The sequence below is a fragment of the Spectribacter acetivorans genome, from assembly GCF_031846305.1.
In the GTDB taxonomy this organism is placed as follows: Bacteria; Pseudomonadota; Gammaproteobacteria; order Nevskiales; family Salinisphaeraceae; genus Spectribacter; species Spectribacter acetivorans.
Window position 1 is genome coordinate 65103 of record NZ_JAVRHY010000011.1, and the last position, 24230, is coordinate 89332.

Below are 24230 nucleotides of genomic sequence, written 5' to 3' on the forward strand. Positions count from 1 at the left end.
AGACAGCGTCAACCCGGTGCGTGGAACCGGTGCCAGGTCGCCCGGTAAGCGCGGCACTCCTCGAGCCAGCGCGCCTCATCCCAGCCCAGTTCCTCCCGGCAAAGCGTTTCGATAGCCGGCAACTCGGCTTCGCCACCCGCCGGCAGCAGCAGACCCAGACGGGTGCGCCGCAGCAGCAGGTCATCCAGGTGCGCCACCCCCTCGTGGCGCAGCGCCCAGCGCAGCTCGGCGCGCGTGAAGGGCGTACCCGCGATCGGCTCGGCCTCGCCGAGCGCCCGAACATCCGCTGCGTGACGGCCGTAGCGCCCGGCCAGTCGGTCCCCGCCGCCGCCGAGAATCGGGGCATCGGCCGGCAAGCGCGCCAGCGCCGGCAGCCGATCGGACAGTGTCGCCAGCACCTCCCGTGCCGTCACGCGATAGGTGGTGAGCTTGCCGCCGGTGACGTTGACCAGGCCCTGTTCCGACCAGATGGCGCTCTCGCGCGAAGCCTGGCCGGGATCATCCGCATCGCCGGCCACCACCGGCCGGACCCCGGCAAAACTGCTGACCGCCCCGTCGCGGGTTAGCCCAAGGCCGGGCGCGTAATGCGTGACCGCGGCCATGATGTAGTCGCCTTCGGCGTCGGTCATGCGCGGCGGGGTGTCCGGGAAACCGTCGTGGTCGAGATCGGTGGTGCCCACCAGCGTGGCCCCGCACCAGGGCACGGCGAACATCGGCCGCGCATCGTCGGGATGGAACAGCATCAGCGCCCGTTCCAGCGGCCAGTCGGCGCGCCGAAACACCAGATGACTGCCCCGCAGTGGTCGCAGGCGTGGCGCCCCGTCCACCTGGGCCCGCACTCGGTCACTCCAGGGCCCGGTGGCGTTGATTACGGCGGTCGCCGTCACCTTGGTCCGGCGATCCGCCAGCCGGTCATGCAAAACGATCCCATTGACCCCACCCTGCGGGTCGCGGCATAGCGACTCGGCGCGGGCGTAATGCAGCGCCCGCCCGCCGTCGTCCAGCGCCTCGCCGATTACGCGCAGCACCAGCCGCACGTCGTCGGTGCGGGCATCCGGATAGACGAACGCGCCGCGCAGGCCGTCCCGAGCCAGATACGGCAACTCGTTCATCACCTTCGCCCGGCCGCGATAGTGGGCGTGCCAGCGCCCCGCCATCAGGTCGTAGATCGCCAGCCCCAGCCGCGTCACCAGCCGGCCCGGCCGGTGGCCGGCGTAGACCGGCATCAGGAAGTCCATCGGCTCGACCAGTCCCGGGGCAGCGTCTAGCAGGGCCTGGCGTTCGTGCAGGGATTCGCGGGTGAGCCGCCACTCGCCGTTGGCCAGGTAGCGCAACCCGCCATGCACCAGCTTGGTCGACCAGCTGGAAGTGGCGCTGGCGAAATCGTTCTGCTCCACCAGCAGCACCCGCAATCCGGCGCGGCTGGCTTCGCGCAGAATCCCGGCGCCGGTGATCCCGCCGCCGATGATGATCAGATCCCAGGGTTGGTCGACCTCCGACCAGAGCCGGTCTCGCCAGTCCGTGTGGTCGAACATCAGCCGCGTCAGCGACCCGGCTCGTCGGGCACCAGGCCGGCCAGATCGCGCACCGCCACGGAAAGATGCTCGAAACCGGGCTGCTCGGTCCCCCGCAGCTCGCTCAGGCGCTGCGCCACGAACGCGGCCCGGCTGCCGGGCGCATTCAACCAGGCGTCGATTTCGGGCGATTCCCCCTCGGCGCGAATCAGGATATCGGCGACCAGCCGCGCGTGGGCCCGGTAGCAATCATCGCGCAGACTCGCCCGGGCCAGGGCCTGCCAACGGCCCTCGGCCGCCAGTCCCTGGATCGCCTGCTGCAGCCACTGCAGGGACAAGCGATCGCCCACCTCGAAATAAAGCGCCGCCACCTTTTCCGGGTCGGCCTCGCAGTGACGGGCGATTCCCAGCATGTCGAACAGCCCGCCGGCGTCTTCAATGGCCGCCAGCCGGCCCGCCAGGTTCGACGGCACGCCGTCGGCCTCGAGCACCTGGGTGCGGTCGCGGAACTGACGCGCGTAGGCCCCGGCGAACTGCGCGGAAAGGCCGGCCAGCAGCTGCCGGGCGGCGGCGCGATTGTCCTCCAGCCAGCCCGCCATGTCGGTCTGACCGTTGGCGCGGGCCAGCAGCCAGCCCACCGCATGCTTGAGCAGACCGGTCACCCGCTTGAGCAGGCGATACTGGCACTCGGTGGTGACCCGGTTGTCCAACGCCTCCACCGCCCCGAACAGGGCTTCGCTGTCCAGCGCCTCGGCGGCCAGCAGATAGGCCCGCACCACCGCGGCACGCGCCACCCCGCGCTCGGCGGCCAGCCGGTGCGCCAGGGCGACGCCCATCCGATCCACCAACTGGTTGGTGGCCAGGGTGGCGATGATCTCCCGTCGCAGCCGGTGCCCGCGCACGGCCTCGGCGTGCTCGTCGCGCAGGCCCGGGGGAAACCCGGCCAGCAGCAACTCGGCCAGATGCGGCTGATCGGGCAGATCGCTGTTGAGCACGTCCGCGAACAGCGTGATCTTGGCGTAGGACACCAGCACCGCCAGTTCCGGCCGGGTCAGGCCCTGGCCGTCGCGGATGCGGTCCTCGATCGCGTCGTCACCGGGCAGGCCCTCGATGGCGCGATCCAGCAGCCCGTCGCGCTCGAGCATGCGCATCAGGTTGACGTGCTCGTCCAGCCGGGCGGCGGCATCGGATGCCAGCAGGCTGATCAGCTGGGTCTGCAGGTAGTTGGTGCGCAGCACCAGTTGCGCCACATCCTCGGTCATCGATTCCAGCAACGCATTACGCGCCTCGCGCTGCAGCTCGCCGGCGGCTTCCAGCGGGCCCAGGGCGATCTTGATGTTGACCTCGAGATCGGAGGAATCCACCCCGCCGGAATTGTCGATGGCATCGGTGTTGATGTAACCGCCGGCCAGCGCGTACTCGATGCGGCCGGCCTGGGTCAGGCCGAGATTGCCACCCTCGCCCACCGCCCGGCAGCGCAGCTCGCGGCCGTCCACCCGCAGTCCGTCGTTGGCCCGGTCGCCGACCTGCGCATGCGACTCCGTGCGCGCCTTGACGTAGGTGCCGATGCCGCCGTTCCAGAGCAGATCCACCGGTGCCGCAAGCAACGCGTGAATCAGCTCGTTGGGAGTGTAGCGCTTGTGCTCGATACCGAGTGAGGCACAGGCGGCTTCCGAGGGCTCGACCGATTTCTCGCTGCGTTCGAACACCCCGCCACCGGCGGAGATCACGCTGGTGTCATAGGCGTCCCAGCCCGACGCCTCCGCGGTGAACAGGCGCTCGCGCTCGGCGTAGCTGCGTTCGATGTCGGGGTCGGGGTCGAGAAAGATATGGCGATGGTTGAACGCCGCCAGCAGCCGGGTCTGTCGCGACAGCAACATGCCGTTGCCGAACACGTCGCCGCCCATGTCGCCAATGCCTACCACCGAGAACGGCGTTTCCTGGATGTCCGTGCCCAGTTCACGGAAGTGGCGCTGCACACCCACCCATGCGCCGCGGGCGGTAATGCCCATCACCTTGTGGTCGTAGCCCGCGGAGCCGCCGGAGGCGAACGCGTCGTCCAGCCAGAAGCCGTATTCGGCGGACACTTCGTTGGCCAGATCGGAGAACGTCGCCGTGCCCTTGTCCGCGGCCACCACCAGATAGGGGTCGTCACCGTCGTGACGCACCACCGCCGGCGGCGGCACCACTTCGCCACCGTGGTTGTTGTCGGTGATGTCGAGTAACGCGCTGATGAAGGTGCGGTAGGCCGCCCGGCCCTTGGTCTGACGGGTATCGCGGTCATCCTCCGGCGCCTCGTTCTTCACCACGAAACCGCCCTTGGCGCCTACCGGCACGATCACCGCGTTCTTGACCACCTGCGCCTTCATCAGGCCCAGCACCTCGGTGCGGAAATCTTCCCGCCGGTCGGACCAGCGCAGGCCGCCCCGGGCGACCCGGCCAGCCCGCAGGTGAATCCCTTCCACCGTGGGGGCGTAGACAAAGGCCTCGAACATCGGCCGCGGTTCCGGCAGTTCCGGCAGCCGGTGCGGGTCCAGCTTGAGGCTGATCGCGGCCCGCGGCCGATCCTGCTCGTCGCGCTGGAAGTAGTTGGTGCGCAGGGTGGCAAGCACCACGGCCAGGCAGGCGCGCAGCACCCGGTCGGCATCCAGACTGGCCACCGCATCCAGCCCCTGATGGATGGTTTCGACATGGGCGAGTTCACGCGAACGCCGGTCGGCCAGGTCCGGTTCGCAGCGGGCGTGGAACAGCCCGACCAGCGCCCCGGCCAGGTCGGGGTTTTCCACCAGCCGCTGCTCGATGCCATCCAGGCTGTAGGGCAGCGGGGTCTGGCGCAGATAGCGGGTGATCGTGCGTAGCAGAGCCACGTCGCGGGCGGCCAGGCCGGCGCCCAGCACCAACGCGTTGAGGGCGTCACCCTCGGCGCGGCCGGCCCAGACCTCGGCAAAGGCCTGCTCCAGCCGCTCGACCGCCTCGGCGTCGGGCGTGTCCGCCAGCGGCCGGATCTCGAAATCGTGGATCCAGGCCGGCTGGTGACCGGCCGGCCGCACGGTGAACGGCCGCTGGCGGGTCACCTGCAGCCCGAAGTGCTGCAGAACCGGCAGCATCTCGGCCAGCGGGGTTTCCGCGCCGCGCCCGTAAAGCCGCACCGCAACCCCCCCGTCGCGGCAAACCAGCCGCAGCCGCGGCTCGTCATCGCTCAGTGTCTCGAGTTCCTGCGCGTCGGCCACCGCCCGCTCCGCCTCGTGGCGTTCCTGATACGCGGCGGAGAAAGCCTCGGCATAGGCCGCCAGCCCCGCCGGCGCATCCGGCTCGTCCGCCAGCGCGGCGCGAAATGCATCCGACCAGCGGCGGATGGTGCGCAGCAACTCGGTTTCCATTGTCGCCACGTCGGGGTGGTGATCGGTACCCGGCGGCGTGGCCACACTGAAATGCATCCGTACGAGACCGCCGCGCAGGAACTGCGACCAGGAGTCCCGGGGCTCGCCGCCGAGCAGTTCGGCCAGCCGTTTGCCGATGCTGTGGCGAACCGCCACCGAATAGCGCTCGCGCGGCAGATGCACCATGCAGGAGAAAAAGCGGCCGTAACGGTCGCGGCGCAGAAACAGCCGCATGCGCTGGGATTCCCGCAGCGCCAGCATGCCCATGGCGGTGCGATAGAGCTCTTCCTCGCCGCTCTGGAACAGCTCGTCACGCGGATAGGTTTCGAGCAGGTAGTGCAGCGTCTTGGCCGCGTGGCTGCGCGGACGCAGGGCCGCGCGCGCCACCACCCCCCGCACCTTGCGCCGGAGCATGGGAATGTCCCGCGGGCTGGCGGCATAGGCATCGCCGGAAAACAGCCCCAGGAAACGATGAGCGCCGATGACATTACCGGCGTCATCCAGGCGCTTGACCGTCACCACATCCATGATGTCGGCGTGGTGCAGCCAGCTACCGGTGTTCGATTTGGTGACCACCACCGGCCGGGTGGACATGGCGTGCTTGTCCAGCTCGGCGGACGGGGCCAGGTAACCGTCGGGGTCGAGCCCCGGCCGATCCTCCCGCAGCAGGCCGAGACTGGAATTCGGCACCGTGGTCAGGCCGTCGTCCGCCCCGACCGCACGCTGGCGATAACCCAGAAAGGTGAAGTGATCATCACCCAGCCAGCGCAGAAAGGCTTCGGCTTCGCTGCGTTCCTCGACATCGGCGCCGGCCGGCGCCCGGGCGGTGTCGTCGATGGCCTGCTGCAGGGTACGGCGCATGCCGGCGAAGTCATCCACCACCACCCGCAGGTCGTCGAGGATCAACGGCAGCCGCGCGTTCAGCGCGTTGTCGTCGTAATCCGGTCCGGCCTCGAACTGCAGATGAATGAAGGATTCCTCATCGCCGTGGATGTCGCTGTCGGCCGGGCCCAGCACCCACGCACAGCGATGCTGTTCATCGCGAGACACCCGCAGCACCGGGTGCAGCAGCCAGTCGGGCACGCCGCCGGCCTCTCGCACCGCCATGCTGACGCTGTCGACCAGAAACGGCATGTCCGTGGCCACGGTAGCCACTACGCGGGTGCGATCATCGGCAGGATAGTCGGGCCGGTAGACCTCGATGCAGGCCTGCCGCGGGGGGCGTGCATCGGCCAGCCGGCGGTGGCGGCGCGCGATGGCCAGCAGGGTTTCCGCAGACCGGTTCTGCAGATGGCCAGGGTGGGCGTCACTGAGGTAGGCGCGCAGGAAAGTGGCGAAATCGGGCGGGTCATCCGGTGCCGGCGCCGCCTCGGCAGCCCGGACCAGGTTTTCGATATCAGCGGGCTGGGACAGATCCACGGCGAGCCAGGTCGGGATAACTTGCCCGCCAGCCTAGCGCCGCCCGGACGCGGGGCCAACCCGCCACGTTGAATCCGGCGGCGCCGCGGGCGACGCTGGCACCGGACGCGTCAGCGCCCGGAGGCGGCGTGGTCGGCCTGGGTCTCCGGCGCGGCCGCCTGGAAGGCGGCCATGGTGAGGCAGCTTCGGTAGACCTGTCGCAGGCGCGGATAATCGCTGAGATCGACGCCGTAGCGCTCGGCCAGGCTTACCTGAGGTACCAGGCATACATCGGCCAGGCTGGCGCGATCGCCGAAGCAGTAGGCGCCGTCGTGATCGGTGCCGGCGAGAATCGATTCCATCGGCGCGAACGCCTTGTGCAGCCAGTGCACGAACCACTGGCTGCGCTGCTCGAAGTCTAGCTTCATCTCGTCGCGCAGATAGCGCAGCGTGCGCAGATTGTTCAGCGGATGGGTGTCGGCCACGGCAATCTGGGCAAACGACCGGATCTGGGCCCGCAGGGCAATATCCTCGGGCAGCAGCGCCCGCTCGGGATAACGCTCCTCCAGGTATTCCAGGATCGCCGAGGACTGCGTAATCAGCAGATTCTCATCCACCACCAGCGCCGGGATCAGGCCCTGCGGATTCAGGTTCAGGTAAGTCAGCCGCTCGGCCGGCGCGTTGCCCACGTCGAGAAAGATGGACTTGTAGCTGACGCCCTTGATGTTGAGCGCGATGCGCACGCGGTGCGCCGACACACTGCGGTAGTGGGTGTATAGCTGAAGCATGACCGGGTTACTGCGGCAATCGTAGGAGTCGGCAGTATACGCGCTACCACAGCCAGGCCGCGCCCCGGACGCCGCTGGCGTCGCCGTGCACAGCCGGGCGGATCCCGGTCACGACGCGATCGGCGAAAACGAACGGCGTCCATAGCGCCGGCAGATGCTCGTAGAAACGCGATACCTGCGACAGCCCGCCGCCCAGCACGATCATCGCCGGGTCCAGCACGTTGATGATGCCGGCAAGCGCCCGCGCCAGCCGATGCTCGTAGTCGGCCAGCACGGCTTGCGCCAGCGCCTCGCCCTGCCCGGCCCGCTCCACGATCACGCGGGCGTCGCATTCGGTTCCGCCGCGCTGACGATAATCGGCAGCCAGTGCCGGTCCGGACAACCAGGTTTCCAGGCAGCCGGTCCGGCCGCACCAGCAGACCGGTCCCGGCCACTCCGATTGATCCCGCGCCCAGGGCAGCGGATTGTGTCCCCACTCGCCGGCGATGCCGTTGGCGCCGGTCAGCAACTGCCCGCGATGGACAAACCCCCCGCCCACGCCGGTGCCCAGAATCACCGCGAACACGCTGTCAGCGTCCGCGCCGGCACCGTCGGCGGCCTCGGACACCGCCAGACAATCGGCGTCGTTGGCCAGCCGCACCGGTCGCTGCAGCGCGGCCTCCAGATCCCGACCCAGCGGCTGACCGTTGAGACACACGGAGTTGGCGTTGCGGATCAGGCCGGTCGAGGGCGACACCGAACCCGGCGTACCCACGCCGACACTCAGCCCATCGGCACCGGCCTCGGATTCCAGCGCCGCTACCAGATCGCGAACCGCCGCCACGGTACCGCGGTAATCGCCGATCGGCGTGGCCACCCGCCGCTCGACGGCAATTCTGCCCTCGGCATCGAGCACCACGCCCGCGATCTTGGTACCACCCAGATCGATGCCGATGCGGGCGCACCCGGCCGCGTCACGAAACGGCAACCGGCTCATGGCAGTCTGCCCGGGCGAGTTGACGCGGGAGACACGACATGCGGCGAGTTCATCGAATGCAGGCCCGGCTGCGGGCCGTCCTGTTCGGCCTGGCCGGCGCGCTGGTGCCGGGCGGCGTGCCCTTCGGGCTGGTCGATCACGGCCGGGACGCGGGTCACGACCCGACCTAGAGAGCGGCGGCCACCGCCGGCAGCGCGGCGGTGCAGTCGGCGGTCAGACGCAGGTCGAACAGGTCGTCGGCCCGGGTGCGGCCAAGATTGACCGCGGCCAGCGGCTGACCGGCGGCATGGGCAGCGCGCACGAAACGCAGGCCCGACCAGATCATCAGCGACGACCCCACCACCAGCAGGCCGTCCGCGTCGGCGAGCCACCGCCTCACCCGCGCCACCCGGCGCCGCGGTACGTTCTCGCCGAAGAACACCACGTCCGGTTTCAGCACGCCCCCGCAACGGCGGCAATCGGGGACGTTGAATCGCTGGCTGCGTGCCGCGGCCACCGGACTGTCGCCATCCGGCGCGGCCTGCGCATCGGCGGCCGACAGATCCGGATTGGCCGCCGCCAGCCGTTGCTGAAATGCAGTGCGGGCATAGCGGCCGCCGCAGTCGAGACAGATCAGCCGATCCAGGCGGCCGTGCAGATCCACCACCCGGCGGCTGCCGGCCCGCTGATGCAGCCGGTCCACGTTCTGGGTGACCACCCCGGCGACGCAGCCGGCCGCTTCCAGCGCGGCCAGCGCCCGGTGGGCGGCATTGGGCGCGGCCGCCGCCACCCGGGGCCAGCCGCTGAAGCTGCCGGCCCAGTAACGCTGACGGCGTGCCGGGCTGGCGCGGAAGGCTTGGCCGGTCATGGGCTGCTGACGTTTCCAGGCCCCATCCGCATCGCGATAGTCGGGAATGCCCGAGGCGGTGCTCATGCCGGCCCCGGTGAGTACCAGCCAGCGCGGCACGGTCCGCATCAGATCGATCAACGGCGCCGGCGCATCGGTAATCACCGGTCCGGTCACGGCGTGATGCCCCGGGCCGCCAGATCGCGTCGCAGCGTGTCGGCATCGGTGAACGGCAGGGCCGCCCAGCCGGCGCGGCGGGCGGCAGTGACGTTGATCTCGCGGTCGTCGATCAGCAGGCACTCCCCCGGCCCGGCACCCAGGCGCGCCTGAACCCGCTCGAACACCCGCGGGTCCGGCTTGGCCAGGCGCTCCTCGTGCGAGGCCATGGCATGGCGGAACAGGCCCATGAAGTCGAATCGGGCGAGTGCGGCACGCCAGTGCACCGGATTGGTGTTGGAGTAACAGGCCACCGGGTGACGCGCCGCCAGAGCCGCCAGCAGGGCCGGGGTCTCGGCAATCGCGCCGCGCAGCATGCCGGCCATGTGGCGGGCCAGCACTGCCGGACCCAGCGGCCGCGTCAGCCGCGCATCCAGCGCCGCCAGAAACCCGGCCTCGTCGAGATCCCCCCACTGGAACTGTTCCGACAATGACCGCTGCTCGCTGGCGAAGGCCTCGCGCAGCGGCTCGCGCAGTTCGGCCACCGGGGTATCGGATTCGGCGGCCAGTCGCGCCAGCGTGGCCTCAAGCGGCTCAACGTCGATCAGCACGCCGCCCAGGTCGAAGATCAGCCACACGGCTCAGCCGCGCTCGGCATCCAGCAACTGGCCGACCTTGGCGATGTAGGCCCGCATCGCGGCCTCGGCATCGGTGCCTTTCAACTTTGCCCAGGCGTCGTACTTGGCGCGGCCCTTGAAGTCGGTCATGCCGGGACGCTTGCCCGCGACATCGCCGGCAGTGGCCTGCTTGTAGTGGGCGTACAGCGCCAGCAGATCTTCATTGCTGGGCCGTTTGGTGAGCGTTTCGACATCCTTCTGCGCCTGTTCGAACTCGGCTGTCACATCCGCCATGGTTCATCACTCCTCGTGGTTGACGGGCCCCGGCCGATGCCGGCGCCGCAGATCCAGAAACCGGCAGGCCACGGGGTTACGTTCATCCGCGGCCCGGTACTCGTCGGCGACGGTATCCCATTCGGTTTCGTCGATGGCGGGGAACCAGGTGTCCCCGGGGAACGTTCCGTCGATGCGGGTGATCAGAAGGCGATCGGCCCGCGGCAGTGCCAGGTCATAGATCTGAGCCCCGCCGATTACCATCATCTCGGTCGCACCATCGGCGTCCGCCAGATCGATACCGGCCTGCAGATCGGCCACGCGGTGCACGCCCTCGGCATGGAAATCCGGCTGCCGCGTGAGCACCAGATTGTCGCGGTTCGGAAGCGGGCGGCCGATGGACTCGAAAGTGCGCCGCCCCATCAGGATGGGCTTGCCGGTGGTGTGCTGCCGGAAGTGCCGCAGATCGGCCGGCAGGTGCCAGGGCATGCCGCCTTCGTGGCCGATCACGCCGTTGTTGTCCATGGCCACGATCAGGGAAATCCGCACGGGTACTCCATCGCCGGTAACGCGCGCAGTCTAACCGAGGCGGCATGGATGCGGGGCCGGGCCGTAGACGGCTAGACTGAGCGCCAATGTCGCAAGCGGGCCGCGAATACCGCGGCCGGCCGGAACCGGATAACGCCATGGCCGTTGCTCAATCGGACATCGCCGATCACAAGTCGCAACTGGTACGCGACCTGCAGTCCATCCTGCCTGCCGAGTCGGTCCTGCATCGCACCGAGGACCTGGCCCCGTTCGAGTGCGACGGGCTGTCCGCCTACCGCCAGTTGCCGATGATCGTGGTGCTGCCGGATACCATCGACCAGGTACAGGCGATCATGCGGCTGTGCAGCACCGCGGGCGTGCCGGTGGTGGCCCGCGGCGCCGGCACCGGACTCTCGGGCGGCGCGCTGCCGCTGGACAACGGCGTGCTGCTGTCGCTGGCCCGCTTCAACCGGATTCTGGACATCGACGCCGACAACCGCTGTGCCCGCCTGCAGCCGGGGGTGCGCAACCTGGCCATCTCCGAAGCGGCGGCGGCATACGGCCTGTACTACGCCCCCGATCCCTCGTCCCAGATCGCCTGTTCCATCGGCGGTAACGTCGCAGAGAACTCCGGCGGCGTGCACTGCCTGAAATACGGGCTGACCGTGCACAACCTGCTGGAACTCAAGGTGGTGACGGTGGATGGCAACCTGCTGACCATCGGCAACCGGGCGCTGGATGCGCCGGGCTACGATTTGCTGGCGCTGATGACCGGTTCCGAGGGCATGCTGGGGGTGATCGTGGAAGTCACCGTCAAGTTGCTGCCGAGCCCCGAATCCGCCCGGGTGATCCTGGCTGCGTTTGATGATGTCGAGCGGGCCGGCGAGGCGGTCGCGGCGATCATCGGCGCCGGCATCATCCCGGCCGGGCTGGAGATGATGGACGGCCCGGCGATCCGCGCGGTGGAGGACTTTGTCCACGCCGGCTATCCCACCGATGCCGCGGCGATCCTGCTGTGCGAGGTCGACGGCACCGAGGCCGAGGTGGCGGAACACATCGACGCGGTCACCGCGGTGGTCGAACGAGAGGGTGCCACCGACGTGCGCGTCTCGCGTGACGATGCCGAGCGGGCGCTATTCTGGTCCGGGCGCAAGGCCGCCTTCCCGGCGATGGGCCGCATCGCCCCAGATTACTACTGCATGGACGGCACCATTCCGCGCCGGCATCTGGCCCGGGTGCTCAAGGGCATTTACGCGCTGTCCGAGGAATACGGTCAGGGCGTGGCCAACGTGTTCCACGCCGGCGACGGCAACCTGCATCCGCTGATTCTCTACGACGCCAACAACCCCGGCGAGCTGGAACGCACCGAGGCCTATGGCGGGAAGATCCTCGAGTTGTGCCTGGAAGTGGGCGGCACCATCACCGGCGAACACGGCGTCGGCGTGGAGAAGATCGGTCACATGTGCCTGCAGTTCAACGACGCCGAGCGGGATCAGTTTCACGCCATCAAGGCGGCCTTCGACCCGCACGGCCTGCTCAACCCCGGCAAGGCCGTGCCCACGCTCAACCGCTGTGCCGAATTCGGGGCCATGCACGTGCACAACGGTGAACTGCCGCACCCGGAACTGGAGCGCCTGTGACCGGCACCGAAGATCTGATCTCCGCCCTGCGCGAGCGCGTTGCCGCTGCCCACGAGCGCAGTACCCCGCTGGCCATTCGCGGCGGCGGCACCAAGGCCTTTCTCGGACACCCGGTGGACGGGGCGTTTCTGGACGTCAGCGCCCTGACCGGGATCGTGGACTATCAGCCCGGCGAACTGGTGGTTACCGCCCGCGCCGGCACCCGTCTGGCCGAGCTGGAAACCGTGCTCGCCGAACAGGGGCAGATGCTGTCATTCGAGCCCCCGCATTTCGGCGCCGATGCCACCCTCGGCGGCACCATTGCCACGGGATTGTCCGGGCCCCGCCGCCCCTGGGGTGGCGCGGCGCGTGACCTGGTGCTCGGCACCCGCGTGATCAACGGCCGGGGCGAACTGCTGCATTTCGGGGGCGACGTGATGAAGAACGTGGCCGGCTACGATGTGTCGCGGCTGATGGCCGGGGCATACGGCACGCTGGGTGTGCTGGTCAGCATCAGCCTCAAGGTGCTGCCCCGCCCGGCGGCGGAAGCCACGCTGGTCCAGCAACTCGACGCCACGACAGCCATCACCCGCATGAACGAACTGGCCGGCAAGCCCTGGCCGCTCTCGGGCGCCTACTGGGAGACTGGCGAGCTATATCTGCGGTTGTCCGGCGCCGAACGCGCCGTGGATGCGGCCCGCGACGCCATCGGGGGCGATGTGGATGATGATCCCGATCGCTGGACCCGTATCCGCGAACTGCAGACGCCGTTGACCGCCGGCGCCGAACCGCTATGGCGACTTTCCGTGCCGCCGGCCGCCCCGCTGGCCGACCTGCCGGGCGACCAGGCCCTGGACTGGGGCGGCGCCCAGCGCTGGCTGGTCAGCGACGCCGATCCGGCGACGGTACGCGACACGGCCGAGAAGGCCGGGGGCCATGCCACCCTGTTCCGCGGCGACCACGATGCCCGCTTCCATCCGCTGCCCGACGCCATGCGCAAGCTGCACCAGCGGGTGAAGCAATCGCTGGACCCGGCCGGTATTCTCAATCCGGGTCGGCTTTACCCCTGGCTCGATTCGGCCCGCTGACCCCGATAGACTCGGGAGTGGAACCGTCCAACGGATGCTGCGGATGAACGACTCCCCTGCAAGCCTGGAACAAACACTGCTCGCGCTGCCCCGAAACGAACGCGCACGCATGGCCTCGCGACTGATCGCCAGTCTGGACGACGCGGCGGAGACGGATACCGCGGCGGTTCAGGCAGCCTGGATCGAGGAGGCGGATCGCCGCTATCGCGCCTACCTAGACGGCAAGGAGCCGGCCTATGCTGCCGACGAGGTGATTCGGGACCTCCTGCGCGAAAACGATTGAAGCCGGTACGACTACTCCGCTCAGCCCGGGCTGATCTGCGGGCGCAGAACGCCTACTATCGCGGCCTCGACTCCACTCTCGGACGACGCTTTCTGCTGGCGGTCGACCGCAGCCTGGCCGCCATCCCGGAAAACCCGCAGGCGATGGCAATCATTGACTTGAATGTCCGTCGCTGGCCGGTTACGGGATTCCCGCACGGCATTTTGTACCGCGAAAATGAGCAGGAGATTATCGTGCTCGGTATCTTTCATCCCCAGCTGGATCCGAAGCGCTGGCGTCAACGCCTCCGAGAATAGACATCCATGCAAACCGCCATCACCGACACCTTGCGCAACACCCCGGACGGCCAAGAGGCCGACCGCATACTGCGCGCCTGCACCCACTGTGGCTTCTGCACCGCGACCTGCCCCACCTATCAACTGCTGGGGGACGAACGCGACAGCCCGCGGGGACGCATCTACCTGATCAAGCAGGTTCTGGAAGGCGCCGAGCCCACGCGCGCCACCCAGACCCATCTCGACCGCTGCCTGACCTGCCGGGCCTGCGAGACCACCTGCCCGTCCGGCGTGGAATACGGCCGACTGGCCGACATCGGCCGTGATCTGGTCGACCGGCAGGTGCGACGCGGCCCGGTCGAGCGATTCATGCGCTGGGGCCTGCGGCGGTTCATGGCCTACCGGGAGCGGTTCACGCCGCTGCTCCGGCTGGGGCAGTTGTTCCGGCCCCTGATGCCGGCGCCGCTGAAAGCCAAGATTCCCCCGCGCCAGACCGCCGGCAGCTGGCCGGACTCGACCGCTGCGACGCGGACCATGCTGGTGCTCGACGGCTGCGTGCAGCCGGCCGCGGCACCGCGCACCAATGCCGCCGCCGCACGGGTGCTGGATCGGCTGGGCATCCGGCTGGTGCGCGTTCGCGAAGCCGGCTGCTGCGGCGCCCTGCCCCAGCATCTGAGCGCCCGGGACGAGGCGCTGGATTTCGCCCGCCGCAACATCGATGCCTGGTGGCCGCATATCCAGGCCGGTGCCGAGGCCGTCGTGGTCACTGCCAGCGGCTGCGGCGCCCAGCTGGCGGAGTACGGCCACCTGCTGCGCGACGACCCCGACTACGCGGATAAGGCCAGGCGGGTCACCGAACTGGTGCGGGATCTGGGCGATATCCTGGCCGACGAGGACCTCACGGCATTCCACAACCTCGGCGCCGGCCGGCCGGTGGCCTACCATCCGCCCTGCACCCTGCAGAACGCGCCCGGATTACAGGACCGGGTGGCCGGCGTGCTGCAGACCGCCGGTTTCAGGCTCACGCCCATCCGGGACAAGCACCTCTGCTGTGGCTCCGCCGGCACCTACTCGATCCTGCAGCCGGCCATGGCCAACCGCTTGCGCGACGACAAGCTGACCAATCTGCAGGCCGGTGACCCGGACACCATCGTCACCGCCAACATCGGCTGCCAGCTGCATCTGGGCACCGCCGCAGGCGTGCCCGTGCGCCACTGGATCGAATTGCTGGATGGCTGACGCCGCCCCGCCACCCGACCTGCTCGATTATCTCGCCGACAACCTGGGCGACCCACCGCCGGCGCGAATTCTGCTGGTGGCCGAGGACGAGACGCCGCTGGCCGCGCGCATTCGCGAGCGCGCCCCCGACGCGGACTGCCTGACGCTGACACCGGCCGAGATGGACGATGCCCGGGTCGGCGAGCAGGCCTTTGACCTGGCCATCGTGACCGACCTGCTGGAAAGCCGCCCTACCCGCGCCGCGGCCCAGGGCCTCGGCCGACTGCGCGACATCTACAGCCACCGGTTCTGGCTGATCGTGAGTCCCGCAGCCGACTGGACCAATGCCGATCTGATCGGCTACGGCCTCAAGCGGGCCGGCCACTTCGCGGACTGGCGGCTGTATCGCTTCAACATCCACGACTACAAGGACGTACCGGACTGGCTGAACAGCCGCTACTGGGCGAATCCGGAGCGGTGGGGGCAGGAGCGCTGGTAGGGGGCGGCCGGGCCAGGGTACGTGCAGCCGGGGGATTCCTGTCCGACCGCCGGCACGCGCTAACGGGAGGGAAGAAGCAGCCATTTCCGGATTGGGCTGCTCTTCTTTCCCGTCGGGACGAGCCGAGCACTGCAGGGCGGCGAGGTCCCCGGCCCGAAGGGGCGCGCACAGGAGGTGCGCGCGGTTTTCGCCGGCACACGGAGGTGCCGTCGAAACACCCCCTCGCCGACCGAAGCGCACAGGGCATCCTGCCTCGAACGACGTTCGAGGCAGGACTCGCCCGCCGGAAGCGTTTCTTTGGTAACTTTCTTGTCGCACAAGAAAGTTACCCGGCCCGCGTCAGCGGGGCGGAATCTTTTTCTTTCTTCGAGCCTCGAGATTCCTGAATTGCCGGCAACGCTTCGCTTATGCCGGCCTACTCGATTGGGCGGCGATCAGCCGCGAAGTTTCCAGATTGCCGCGGCCCCTGCCGGGGCCTCGCAATGACATTCTTGCGGGGTTGGGTGGCAGGTTGATTCGAGCAGGCGCCATGAATGGCGCCCCACGGCGGATTACCTGGTAGGGCCGCTTTCAAGCGGCCAGTCGTCAATGGTTGTCGGCTCAACCGTCGTCGGGTTCCGCCGTCAGGGCCGCCACCGGCAACCGCCGAATGGCACTTATCGCCGCCTCCCAGCAACCCTCATGGCATAAACCGGCGATGGCGGCATCCTCGTAGCCGGCCAGCGCGGCGTCGATGCAGGCCTCGCGCACGCGTTCGGCCAGGACGGCAGTGTCATCGGATTCGCTCATTGCTGTGCCTCCAGGAATTCCGCGAGCACCCGCGCGTGGTTGTGCTGCTCGTCGCGGGCGGCGTAGAGCAGGGTCAGCCGGTCGTCGCGGGCCGCCTCGACCAGCGGCGCCAGCGTCGCCGGATCCATCGCCGCCAGCTCGTCACGATAAGCGGCGCGAAAGGCCGCCCAGCGTTCGGGATCATGCCCGAACCACTTTCGCAGATCGGGCGAAGGGGCGACATCGCGACACCACTCATCCAGCTCGGCACGCTGTTTGGACAGCCCCCTGGGCCACAGCCGATCGACCAGAACCCGGCGGCCGTCATCAGCGGCCGGTGACGCATACACGCGTTTGATCCGGATACTCATGAGGCGTAGGCGGTTTCGGCGGTTGGCGGCAATCGGCGCGGCACGCTGTCCACCCGCCAGTTGGCTATGGCCCAGGCCAGTACCGTGTCGACGTTCTCCGCGGCGAGATCCGCGGGCGGCGACTGGCCCAGTCGGTCCAGCGCGGCCAGCAGGCCAGGGACCGGCCGCAACGGATCGAGCGCCGCGGCGCCCTCGCTCTTGCTGAACTTACGACCGTCGGCATGGGTGATCAGCGGCACGTGCCAGTAGGCGGGTACCGGCAGGCTCAGCGCCTGTTGCAGCAGGATCTGGCGCGGGGTCGAAGTCAGCAGGTCCGCACCCCGGACAACCTCCGTCACGCCCTGGGCGGCATCGTCCACCACGACCGCCAGCTGGTAGGCGAACTGGTAGTCGGCCCGGCGCACCACGAAATCGCCGACGTCGGCAGCCGGATTCTGGACCACTTCACCCTGAATGCCGTCCTTGAATGCCAGATCGCCTTCGGTGGTGCGAAACCTAACCGAACGCGGCGCCCGACCGGGTGGCAACCCATCGCGACAGGTGCCCGGATACACCGGCCCTTCAATGCCGGTCGGACCGGTCTGCGCCTCCCGGCGGGTGCAGCCGCAATCGAACACCCGGCCCGATTCGCGCAGCTGCTCGAGGGCCGCCTGATAGGCGTCGAGGCGGCGGCTCTGGTAGAGCACCGGGCCGTCCCAGGTCATGCCGAAGGCCTCCAGGGTGTGCAGGATGTCGTCGGCCGCCCCCGGCACTTCCCGGCCGCGGTCGATGTCGTCCATGCGCAGCACCCAGCGGGTGCCGCGGCTGCGGGCGTGCACGAAGCTGGCCACCGCGGCCAGCAACGAGCCGGCATGCAGCGGGCCACTGGGCGACGGGGCGTAACGCCCGACCGGTTCGGCGTCGGTCATCGCTTTAGAGAACGACGTCGAAGCCCTCGAACTGGGGCGGGCCGAGGTACATGCCCTTGGTGTCACCCGCCCCGGCGTGGGCCTTGCGAAAGGCTTCCGATTTCGTCCAGGCCTCGAACGCCTCGCGAGACTCCCAGATCGAGTGCGAGGCGAACAGAGTGTGATCCTCGTGGGACGGGCCGCGCAGCAACTGGAACTCGCGGAAACCCGGTACGCCTTCCAGATGGCTGTCGCGGGCGCGCCAGACTTCCTCGAAATCGGCCTCGCGGCCCGGGGCGACGCGGAATCGGTTCATGGCGATGAACAAGGTTTTCTCCGTGGGATGCATCAGCCGTCATTCTGACCGCCGATCAGCAGTTTTCCAAAACCGCGTCGAGCCGTTTCGGCGATACCTTGACCGCCGTACCCAGCGGCTGGGCGAATACCTGCACCCGGTATTCCTCGATCATCCAGCGCAGGTCGATCAGGTTGTCGGGACGCTCGCCGCGCCGGGCCGCGCGCGCCGCCCGCTGCTTGTAAGCAATCCAGTAGGGACTGATCTGGCGCAGGCGCTCGCGATCGGCTTCGCTGCCGGCCTCCCGCAGCTTGTCCAGGCGCTGTTCCAGGGCGGCCATATAGCGGTCCAGATGGCGCGGGTCGGGCATGTGGCTGATGAAGCCCAGGTGGATCAGATGCGCCAGCTGATCCTGCATGTCCTCGACGCAGGGCATGGCATCGAGGCTCAAACCCCGTGACAGGCGCCGACGCAACTGCGCGTAACGCGTCAGTGCCGGCGACAGGCGGTCCCAGAGCGCGACCGCATCGCTCACGATCGCGCCGCGCACCGTCTCCGACAGGACTTCGAACCCGGCCACATCGCGCGGGGCCTCCTCCACCCGCGCCCCGATCACCGCCTGCAGCAGATCGGCCAGCACCGGCCCTTCCGGATCGGCCTCGAGCGACGCGAGGATGCCGGCATCCACCAGCGCGGTGTCGGGCGGCGCCGGCAGCGGCTGGGTCGCCTGCTGCTTGAAACCGGTGAGCTCGCGCTTGAGGAATCTGGCCGGCTTGCGCGCGGCCAGTCGCAGCAGCCGGATCACGCCGCGGCGGTGCTCGCGTTCGGCCGCTGCCGGATCGTCCAGCAGCACCAGGTCCACATGCTCGCCCCGGTCGATCAGCGCCGGCACCGCGCGCAGGCTGACGCCGCCATGATCCAGTTCCACGAACCCGGGCAGATCGGTATCCGGCCACTCGGTGAGTTCCCGCCGTTCGATACCGTGATCCGGGCGGGACTGGACCGCCTCTCGAGCCCGCTCGCCCAGCCGCTGGCGCAGCGCGTTCAGGTCGCGCCCGCTGTCCAGCACCCGACCCTGGTCGTCGATCACCTCGAAACGCATCTGTAGATGCCGGCTCGGTGAAAAGCCCTGCCAGGCATCCGCGGGAATGGCGCTGCCGGTCATCGCCCGGACCGCCTCGCGCAGCTGGTCCGGCAGCCTGCCCGAGGCAAAATCCAGCCGCTCGGCGGCGGCCCGGGCGAATTCCGGCACCGGCACCACCTGGCGGCGCTGGGCCTTGGGCAGGGCCTTGAAATACTCGCGGATCTTCTCCTCCAGCAGACCCGGCACCAGCCAGTCCGCCCGCTCATCGGGAAACTGGTTGATCATCGGCAGCGGCAGCCGCGCGGTGACGCCATCGTCCGGATCGCCCGGTTCGAAGCGGTAGATCAGGCCGATGGGCAGGTCGCCCAGGCGCACCGCCTCGGGAAAAGCGTCGGCCGGCAGATCCAGCCCCGCGTGGCGCAGCAGACTGTCCTCGTCGAAGCGCAGCGCGGCATCGCCGTGGTCGTTGATCCAGGCCATCAGCGACTTGCGGTCGCAGACCGCGCCCGGCAGCACTTCGTCATAGAACGCGGCCTGGGTGGTCTCGTCCACCAGCAGATCGCGGCGGCGAAAGCGGGCCTCGCGATCGGCGATATCGGTCACCAGGGTCTGGTTGTGGGCCAGGAACTCGGGCAACCGGTTGCGATTGTCGGTCACGGCAAAGGCGACCAGCCCATCGCGGATGAATATCTCGCGAGCCGCGACCCGGTCGATGCGGCCGTAGTCCACCTTGCGGCCGTCGGCCAGGGTCAGGCCGAACAGTTTCACCCGCTCGCGCCCGGCCACATGCCCGCGCCGCTTGGCCCAGTGCGGCTCGTAGTGCTCGCGCTGGACGAGATGGGCGGCGGCCTGCTCGATCCAGGCCGGTTCCACCATCGCCACGTGGTGGGCGTACAGCCGGCTGGTCTCGATCAGCTCCCCGGCCACCAGCCACTTGGGGTTGCGGCCCGCCAGTGCGGACCCGGGGAAGATGCGGAAGCGCCGTCCGCGGGCGCCCAGATACTCGCCCCGCTCGTCGAGCTGTCCGACATGATCCAGCAGGCCGGCCAGCAGCGCCGCATGCAGCGCGTTGTAGTCGCTGTCGGCCAGCTTGGTGGCCAGCCGCTGATTGGGCAGGCCGATGTCGCTTCCGATGCGGCGCAGCTGGCGGACCAGATCCTCCCACTCGCGCAGCCGCATGAAGTTGAGGAAATGCTCGCGGCACCACTTGCGCAACTGGTTGCCGGAGCGCTCGCGCTTGATTGCAGCGAAGGCGTCCCAGACCCGGAGCAGGCCGATGAAATCCGACCGGTTGTCGCTGAACGGCTTGTGCGCCTCGTCCGCCGCCTGCCGGGCCTCGGTCGGGCGCTCGCGTGGGTCCTGGATGGTCAGCCCCGCGGCCAGCACCCGCAGGGCCGGCAACACCCCGTGATCGTGGCCGGCCAGCAGCATGCGGCCGATGCGGGGATCCAGCGGCAGCCGGGCCAGCCGCCGGCCCAGCTTCGTGATGCGATGCCCATCCTTGCCGCGCGTGAGCGCCTCCAGTTGCTGCAACAGGTTGCGGCCGTCCTGGATATGACGGCGTTCGGGCGGGTCGACGAAAGGAAAGTCCTCGATATCCCCCAGCCGCAGATCGGCCATGGTTAGCAGCACGCTGGCCAGATTGGTGCGGCGGATTTCCGGGTCGGTGAAGGCCGGGCGGTTGTCGTAGTCGTCCTCGGCGAACAACCGAATGCAGATGCCCGGCGCCACCCGCCCGCAGCGGCCGGCCCGCTGGTCGCAACTGGCCCGGGCGACCGGCTCGATCGGCAGCCGCTGCACCTTGGCGGCGGTGGAATAGCGGCTGATGCGGGCCAGCCCGGTGTCGATCACGTAGCGGATGCCCGGCACGGTCAACGAGGTTTCGGCCACATTGGTGGCCAGCACCACGCGGAAACCGTTGCTAGGCGCGAAGATGCGGTTCTGGGCCGAGCGGGTCAGGCGGGCGTAAAGCGGCACGATTTCGGCGCCGGCAAATTTCGAGCCCGTCAGCGCTTTCGCCAGATGTCGTTCCGTGTCCCGGATATCGCGCTCGCCGGGCAGGAACACCAGGATGTCGCCGGGGCCTTCCCGCCAAAGTTCGCGCACCGCGGCCTCCACTGCCTCCGGCTGGTCGGTGCCCTCGTCCGGCGGACGGTAGCGCACCGTCACCGGATAACTGCGGCCTTCCACGTCGATTACCGGCGCGTCGTCGAAAAACGCCGAGAAGCGGCCGGGATCGATGGTCGCCGAGGTAACGATCAGCTTCAGATCGGGCCGTTTCGGCAGCAGCCGCCTGAGGTAGCCCAGCAGGAAATCGACGTTGAGCGTGCGCTCGTGGGCCTCGTCGATGACGATGGCCTCGTAGCGATTGAGGAACCGGTCCCGCGCGGTCTCGGCCAGCAGGATACCGTCGGTCATCAGCTTGACCTGGGTAGCCTCGCCAACGCTCTGCTCGAACCGGGTCTGAAAACCCACCAGCCCGCCCAGCGGCACCGCCACCTCGTCGGCAATGCGCTGGGCCACGCTGCGGGCCGCCAGCCGCCGCGGCTGGGTGTGGCCGATCAGCCCGCGCGCACCCAGCCCGGCCTGCATCAGGATCTTGGGCAGCTGGGTGGTCTTGCCGGAACCCGTGGCGCCGCAGACTACCACCACCTGATTGTCACGCACCGCCGACGCAATCTCCCCGGCGCGGGTCGACACCGGGAGTTCCGCAACCAGGTTGATGGCCGGCCGGGCCGCCAGTCGGTCGCGGGTTTTCGCCGCGCTGGCAGCCGCCTCGGCTTCCAGCGCCCGGCGCTTATCCGGCGATCGCGCCCGCTGTCGCTGACTGATCAGGCGATGGCGGTCGCGGGTCTGTAACTCGTCGAACGGGAGCCCCCCGTCGTCATGTGCGCTCATGGAGCCGCGTGAACCGCTGTGCTGGTCGTGTTGCGATTCACTCAAGTGCCGGAAAAGGGATTTTCGATCACCAGATCACCAATCCGCTGGCCGTGCTGCATATCCTCGGTGAGCAGGCGCCGGCAACCGGCCTCGCGGGCCGCCGCAATGATCAGGCTGTCATAGAAACTGTAGCCGTAACGCGATTGCAGTTCGACCGCGTCGCGATAAAGACCGGGCGACGGCATGACCTGCCACAGCAGCGCCAGCACAGTGTCGAGAAACCGGCTTGCATCGGTCGGTGCTGCCTGCGTGGCAAGCTTGGTCAGGATGATATTCAGCGTTTCCTGAACCACCTGAAAACTGATCACGCCGGACCCGTCGGCCAGCGCTTTTTCGACCACCACCGACGCGCGATCCCGCTTGCGCTGGTTCTTGTCATCGAAAAGATAGACCAGTACGTTCGAATCCAGAAAATCAGCGCTCATTCATTTCCTCGCGGGTGAACTTGCGCCCGCCGGTACGCAGCTTCCCCCGCAACTCATCCAGCACCGCCCGGGCTTCCTGCAACTGCTGGTCACGCCGGGCGTAGTCCGCCAGCCAGCGGCGAAATTCGGCGTTGAGCGTGGTTCGCTCGGCCCGGGCACGGGCGCGGGCGGCTTCGATCAGCGCATCATCCGCACTCAGCGTAATGTTCTTCATCACTTCACACTGTTTTCGTGTACACGAGAATAGTGTACACGACGCTACTATCTGGCTGTCATGGCCGGGTTGTTAACCTGTCGTGGTTTGCTCAAGCGCCGCCGTTCATGACCGATACCCAGACCTTCGACTACCTCATCGTCGGCGCCGGCTCGGCCGGCTGCGTGCTGGCCGACCGACTGAGCGCGGACGGCCGCTTCTCGGTCTGCCTGCTGGAGTTCGGCGGCAGTGACCGCTCCCCGCTGATCCGCATGCCCGCCGCGCTGTCCATTCCCATGGGCATGAAACGCTACGACTGGGGGCTGCACAGCGAGCCCGAACCGGGTCTGAACGGCCGGCGCCTGCACCACGCCCGCGGCAAGGTGGTCGGCGGCTCGTCGTCGATCAACGGCATGGCCTGGGTGCGCGGCAGTGCGGGGGATTTCGACGACTGGGCCGCGCGGGGCGCCGCCAGCTGGGACTATGCCCACGTGCTGCCCTATTTCCGGCGGGCGGAAGACTGCCTGTACGGCGACGATGACTACCGGGCCACCGGCGGGTCGGTGGGCGTGTGCAACGGCAACAACATGGCCAACCCGCTCTACCGGGCCTTCATCGAGGCCGGCGCCCAGGCCGGCTATGGCCACACGGCCGACTACAACGGCCATCGTCAGGAAGGCTTCGGGCGCATGGACATGTCGGTGCGCGACGGCGAGCGCTGCTCCACCGCCCGCGCCTATCTCGAGCCGGCCCGGCGGCGGCCCAATCTGCAGGTCATCCGGCATGCGCTGGCCGAGAGACTCCTGATGGAGGGGCGCCGCGCCGCCGGCCTGGTCTACCGGCGCGGTAACCGAACGCATCGGCTGCGGGCCCGGCGGGAGGTGATCCTCGCCGCCAGCGCGTTCAACTCGCCCAAGCTGCTGATGCTGTCGGGCATCGGCCCGGCGGCCCACCTGCGCGAGCACGGCATCGAGGTGGTCCATGACCTGCCCGGCGTGGGCGCCAATCTGCAGGATCATCTGGAAATCTGGGTGCAGCACGCCTGCCGGCAGCCGATCAGCCTGAATGGCCGCCTGGGCGCCCTCAGCAAGCTGGGCATCGGGGCCCGCTGGCTCCTGAGGCGCGACGGTCTCGGCGCCAGCAACCAGTTCGAGGCCAACGGCTACATCCGCAGCCGGGCGGGCCTGCGCTACCCGGACATCCAGTTCCACTTCCTGCCCGGGGCCATCGCCTACGACGGCAGCAGCGCCGCCCCCGGTCATGGCTTCCAGGCGCATCTGGGGCCGAACAAGCCGGACAGCCGCGGTCACGTCCGCCTGCGGTCCGCCGACCCGCGGGCCGCCCCGGTGCTGACCTTCAACTATCTGCAGGAAGCCGCCGACCGCGAGGCCTTTCGCACCGGCCTGCGCCTGACGCGGGAAATCTTCGCCCAGCCCGCCCTCGACGACTACCGGGGCGAGGAGCTGTCACCAGGGCCGGCCGTGCGCACCGACGACGAGATCGACGCCTGGGTGGCCGAGCACGCGGAAACCGCCTATCACCCCTGCAGCACCTGCCGCATGGGCACCGACCCGCAGGCCGTGGTCGATCCGACCTGCCGCGTGCACGGCATCGCGAACCTGCGGGTGGTGGATTCCTCGATCATGCCGCGGCTGACCTGCGGCAACATCAACGCCCCCACCATCATGCTGGCGGAGAAGGCGGCCGACGCGATTCTGGGACGCCCACCGCTACCCCCGGCGGACGTACCGGTCTACGAACCGCCGGCCTGGCAGACACGCCAGCGGACGTCGACACCCGAGCGCCCACTGGCGGATTGAGCCCGGCGG

The 24230-nt window shown here is 68.9% G+C and carries 23 protein-coding genes; 8 read left to right on the plus strand and 15 right to left on the minus strand.

The annotated features are described in order from the left end of the window. Positions 1-8: 8 nt before the first annotated feature. From RM531_RS11925 to RM531_RS11940, 4 genes are all read right to left on the minus strand, one after another. Entirely contained in the window at positions 9-1535 is a 1527-nt protein-coding gene (locus tag RM531_RS11925) for a glycerol-3-phosphate dehydrogenase/oxidase (RefSeq protein ID WP_311659537.1), read from the minus strand. Positions 1536-1543: 8 nt separating this feature from the next. After that, positions 1544-6313, minus strand: a complete 4770-nt coding sequence (locus RM531_RS11930) for an NAD-glutamate dehydrogenase (protein WP_311659539.1) — start codon at positions 6311-6313, stop codon at positions 1544-1546. 110 nt (positions 6314-6423) lie between these two features. Continuing rightward, positions 6424-7080, minus strand: coding sequence for a maleylacetoacetate isomerase (maiA, locus tag RM531_RS11935; protein ID WP_311659541.1), 657 nt, complete (start codon positions 7078-7080; stop codon positions 6424-6426). A gap of 43 nt (positions 7081-7123) precedes the next feature. Further along, on the minus strand, positions 7124-8056 hold the full coding sequence (locus RM531_RS11940; protein ID WP_311659543.1) for an ROK family protein: 933 nt from the start codon (positions 8054-8056) through the stop codon (positions 7124-7126). Positions 8057-8094: 38 nt separating this feature from the next. Between RM531_RS11940 and RM531_RS11945 the strand changes: the two genes are divergently transcribed. After that, on the plus strand, positions 8095-8226 hold the full coding sequence (locus RM531_RS11945) for a hypothetical protein (protein WP_311659544.1): 132 nt from the start codon (positions 8095-8097) through the stop codon (positions 8224-8226). On the opposite strand, the gene RM531_RS11950 is transcribed toward RM531_RS11945, so the two are convergent. Genes RM531_RS11950 through RM531_RS11965 form a run of 4 tightly spaced genes read right to left on the minus strand, consistent with a single transcriptional unit; the run spans position 8223 to position 10477 of the window. Continuing rightward, positions 8223-9059, minus strand: coding sequence for an NAD-dependent protein deacetylase (locus RM531_RS11950; RefSeq protein WP_311659545.1), 837 nt, complete (start codon positions 9057-9059; stop codon positions 8223-8225). The genes RM531_RS11945 and RM531_RS11950 overlap by 4 nt on opposite strands. After that, on the minus strand, positions 9056-9676 hold the full coding sequence (locus RM531_RS11955) for an HAD-IA family hydrolase (protein ID WP_311659546.1): 621 nt from the start codon (positions 9674-9676) through the stop codon (positions 9056-9058). The genes RM531_RS11950 and RM531_RS11955 overlap by 4 nt, the downstream gene beginning before the upstream one ends. Before the next feature lie 3 nt (positions 9677-9679). Continuing rightward, positions 9680-9949 (minus strand): acyl-CoA-binding protein, encoded by a 270-nt coding sequence (locus tag RM531_RS11960; RefSeq protein ID WP_311659547.1) that lies wholly within the window; start codon positions 9947-9949, stop codon positions 9680-9682. Between the two features lie 6 nt (positions 9950-9955). Further along, positions 9956-10477 carry a dihydrofolate reductase gene (locus RM531_RS11965; protein WP_349255438.1) on the minus strand — a complete coding sequence of 174 codons (522 nt, stop codon included), beginning with the start codon at positions 10475-10477 and terminating at the stop codon, positions 9956-9958. Between the two features lie 137 nt (positions 10478-10614). Between RM531_RS11965 and RM531_RS11970 the strand changes: the two genes are divergently transcribed. The 6 genes from RM531_RS11970 to RM531_RS11995 are packed head-to-tail and all read left to right on the plus strand — an operon-like array spanning position 10615 to position 15438. Then, positions 10615-12096, plus strand: coding sequence for an FAD-linked oxidase C-terminal domain-containing protein (locus RM531_RS11970; RefSeq protein WP_311659548.1), 1482 nt, complete (start codon positions 10615-10617; stop codon positions 12094-12096). Next, positions 12093-13163 carry a glycolate oxidase subunit GlcE gene (glcE, locus tag RM531_RS11975; RefSeq protein WP_311659549.1) on the plus strand — a complete coding sequence of 357 codons (1071 nt, stop codon included), beginning with the start codon at positions 12093-12095 and terminating at the stop codon, positions 13161-13163. Before RM531_RS11970 ends, glcE begins: the two co-directional genes overlap by 4 nt. Before the next feature lie 43 nt (positions 13164-13206). Beyond that, on the plus strand, positions 13207-13446 hold the full coding sequence (locus RM531_RS11980) for an addiction module protein (protein ID WP_311659550.1): 240 nt from the start codon (positions 13207-13209) through the stop codon (positions 13444-13446). Further along, a complete protein-coding gene (locus tag RM531_RS11985; RefSeq protein WP_311659551.1) occupies positions 13443-13742 on the plus strand; it encodes a type II toxin-antitoxin system RelE/ParE family toxin in 300 nt (99 codons plus the stop codon). The genes RM531_RS11980 and RM531_RS11985 overlap by 4 nt, the downstream gene beginning before the upstream one ends. 6 nt (positions 13743-13748) lie before the next feature. Beyond that, the gene (gene glcF / locus RM531_RS11990) at positions 13749-14960 is read left to right on the plus strand and encodes a glycolate oxidase subunit GlcF (protein WP_311659552.1); all 1212 of its coding nucleotides are present in this window, start codon (positions 13749-13751) and stop codon (positions 14958-14960) included. Beyond that, the gene (locus RM531_RS11995) at positions 14953-15438 is read left to right on the plus strand and encodes a DUF6231 family protein (RefSeq protein ID WP_311659553.1); all 486 of its coding nucleotides are present in this window, start codon (positions 14953-14955) and stop codon (positions 15436-15438) included. Before glcF ends, RM531_RS11995 begins: the two co-directional genes overlap by 8 nt. Before the next feature lie 600 nt (positions 15439-16038). On the opposite strand, the gene RM531_RS12000 is transcribed toward RM531_RS11995, so the two are convergent. The 7 genes from RM531_RS12000 to RM531_RS12030 are packed head-to-tail and all read right to left on the minus strand — an operon-like array spanning position 16039 to position 22422. Beyond that, positions 16039-16227 (minus strand): hypothetical protein, encoded by a 189-nt coding sequence (locus RM531_RS12000; RefSeq protein WP_311659554.1) that lies wholly within the window; start codon positions 16225-16227, stop codon positions 16039-16041. Further along, on the minus strand, positions 16224-16577 hold the full coding sequence (locus tag RM531_RS12005) for a DUF488 domain-containing protein (RefSeq protein WP_311659556.1): 354 nt from the start codon (positions 16575-16577) through the stop codon (positions 16224-16226). Before RM531_RS12005 ends, RM531_RS12000 begins: the two co-directional genes overlap by 4 nt. Beyond that, entirely contained in the window at positions 16574-17485 is a 912-nt protein-coding gene (gene gluQRS, locus RM531_RS12010) for a tRNA glutamyl-Q(34) synthetase GluQRS (protein WP_311659558.1), read from the minus strand. Before gluQRS ends, RM531_RS12005 begins: the two co-directional genes overlap by 4 nt. Before the next feature lie 4 nt (positions 17486-17489). After that, positions 17490-17792: a heme-degrading protein HmuQ gene (gene hmuQ, locus RM531_RS12015; RefSeq protein WP_311659560.1), complete on the minus strand. Its 303-nt coding sequence runs from the start codon at positions 17790-17792 to the stop codon at positions 17490-17492. A gap of 43 nt (positions 17793-17835) precedes the next feature. Next, a complete protein-coding gene (gene hrpA / locus RM531_RS12020; protein ID WP_311659561.1) occupies positions 17836-21741 on the minus strand; it encodes an ATP-dependent RNA helicase HrpA in 3906 nt (1301 codons plus the stop codon). Positions 21742-21782: 41 nt separating this feature from the next. Beyond that, positions 21783-22208: a PIN domain-containing protein gene (locus tag RM531_RS12025; protein WP_311659562.1), complete on the minus strand. Its 426-nt coding sequence runs from the start codon at positions 22206-22208 to the stop codon at positions 21783-21785. Then, positions 22198-22422 carry a hypothetical protein gene (locus RM531_RS12030; protein WP_349255441.1) on the minus strand — a complete coding sequence of 75 codons (225 nt, stop codon included), beginning with the start codon at positions 22420-22422 and terminating at the stop codon, positions 22198-22200. The genes RM531_RS12025 and RM531_RS12030 overlap by 11 nt, the downstream gene beginning before the upstream one ends. A gap of 107 nt (positions 22423-22529) precedes the next feature. Here RM531_RS12030 and betA point away from each other — a divergent pair, with 107 nt between their 5' ends. Beyond that, positions 22530-24221: a choline dehydrogenase gene (betA, locus tag RM531_RS12035; protein WP_311659565.1), complete on the plus strand. Its 1692-nt coding sequence runs from the start codon at positions 22530-22532 to the stop codon at positions 24219-24221. Positions 24222-24230 lie beyond the last annotated feature (9 nt).

Bases quoted from the DNA above. Each gene is read 5' to 3' on its own strand.
- RM531_RS11925 (WP_311659537.1), bottom strand. From the start codon at position 1,535: ATGTTCGACCACACGGACTGGCGAGACCGGCTCTGGTCGGAGGTCGAC.
- maiA (WP_311659541.1), bottom strand. From the start codon at position 7,080: ATGCTTCAGCTATACACCCACTACCGCAGTGTGTCGGCGCACCGCGTG.
- RM531_RS11940 (WP_311659543.1), bottom strand. From the start codon at position 8,056: ATGAGCCGGTTGCCGTTTCGTGACGCGGCCGGGTGCGCCCGCATCGGC.
- RM531_RS11945 (WP_311659544.1), top strand. From the start codon at position 8,095: ATGCGGCGAGTTCATCGAATGCAGGCCCGGCTGCGGGCCGTCCTGTTC.
- RM531_RS11960 (WP_311659547.1), bottom strand. From the start codon at position 9,949: ATGGCGGATGTGACAGCCGAGTTCGAACAGGCGCAGAAGGATGTCGAA.
- RM531_RS11970 (WP_311659548.1), top strand. From the start codon at position 10,615: ATGGCCGTTGCTCAATCGGACATCGCCGATCACAAGTCGCAACTGGTA.
- RM531_RS11980 (WP_311659550.1), top strand. From the start codon at position 13,207: ATGAACGACTCCCCTGCAAGCCTGGAACAAACACTGCTCGCGCTGCCC.
- glcF (WP_311659552.1), top strand. From the start codon at position 13,749: ATGCAAACCGCCATCACCGACACCTTGCGCAACACCCCGGACGGCCAA.
- RM531_RS11995 (WP_311659553.1), top strand. From the start codon at position 14,953: ATGGCTGACGCCGCCCCGCCACCCGACCTGCTCGATTATCTCGCCGAC.
- RM531_RS12000 (WP_311659554.1), bottom strand. From the start codon at position 16,227: ATGAGCGAATCCGATGACACTGCCGTCCTGGCCGAACGCGTGCGCGAG.
- RM531_RS12005 (WP_311659556.1), bottom strand. From the start codon at position 16,577: ATGAGTATCCGGATCAAACGCGTGTATGCGTCACCGGCCGCTGATGAC.
- gluQRS (WP_311659558.1), bottom strand. From the start codon at position 17,485: ATGACCGACGCCGAACCGGTCGGGCGTTACGCCCCGTCGCCCAGTGGC.
- hrpA (WP_311659561.1), bottom strand. From the start codon at position 21,741: ATGAGCGCACATGACGACGGGGGGCTCCCGTTCGACGAGTTACAGACC.
- RM531_RS12025 (WP_311659562.1), bottom strand. From the start codon at position 22,208: ATGAGCGCTGATTTTCTGGATTCGAACGTACTGGTCTATCTTTTCGAT.
- RM531_RS12030 (WP_349255441.1), bottom strand. From the start codon at position 22,422: ATGAAGAACATTACGCTGAGTGCGGATGATGCGCTGATCGAAGCCGCC.
- betA (WP_311659565.1), top strand. From the start codon at position 22,530: ATGACCGATACCCAGACCTTCGACTACCTCATCGTCGGCGCCGGCTCG.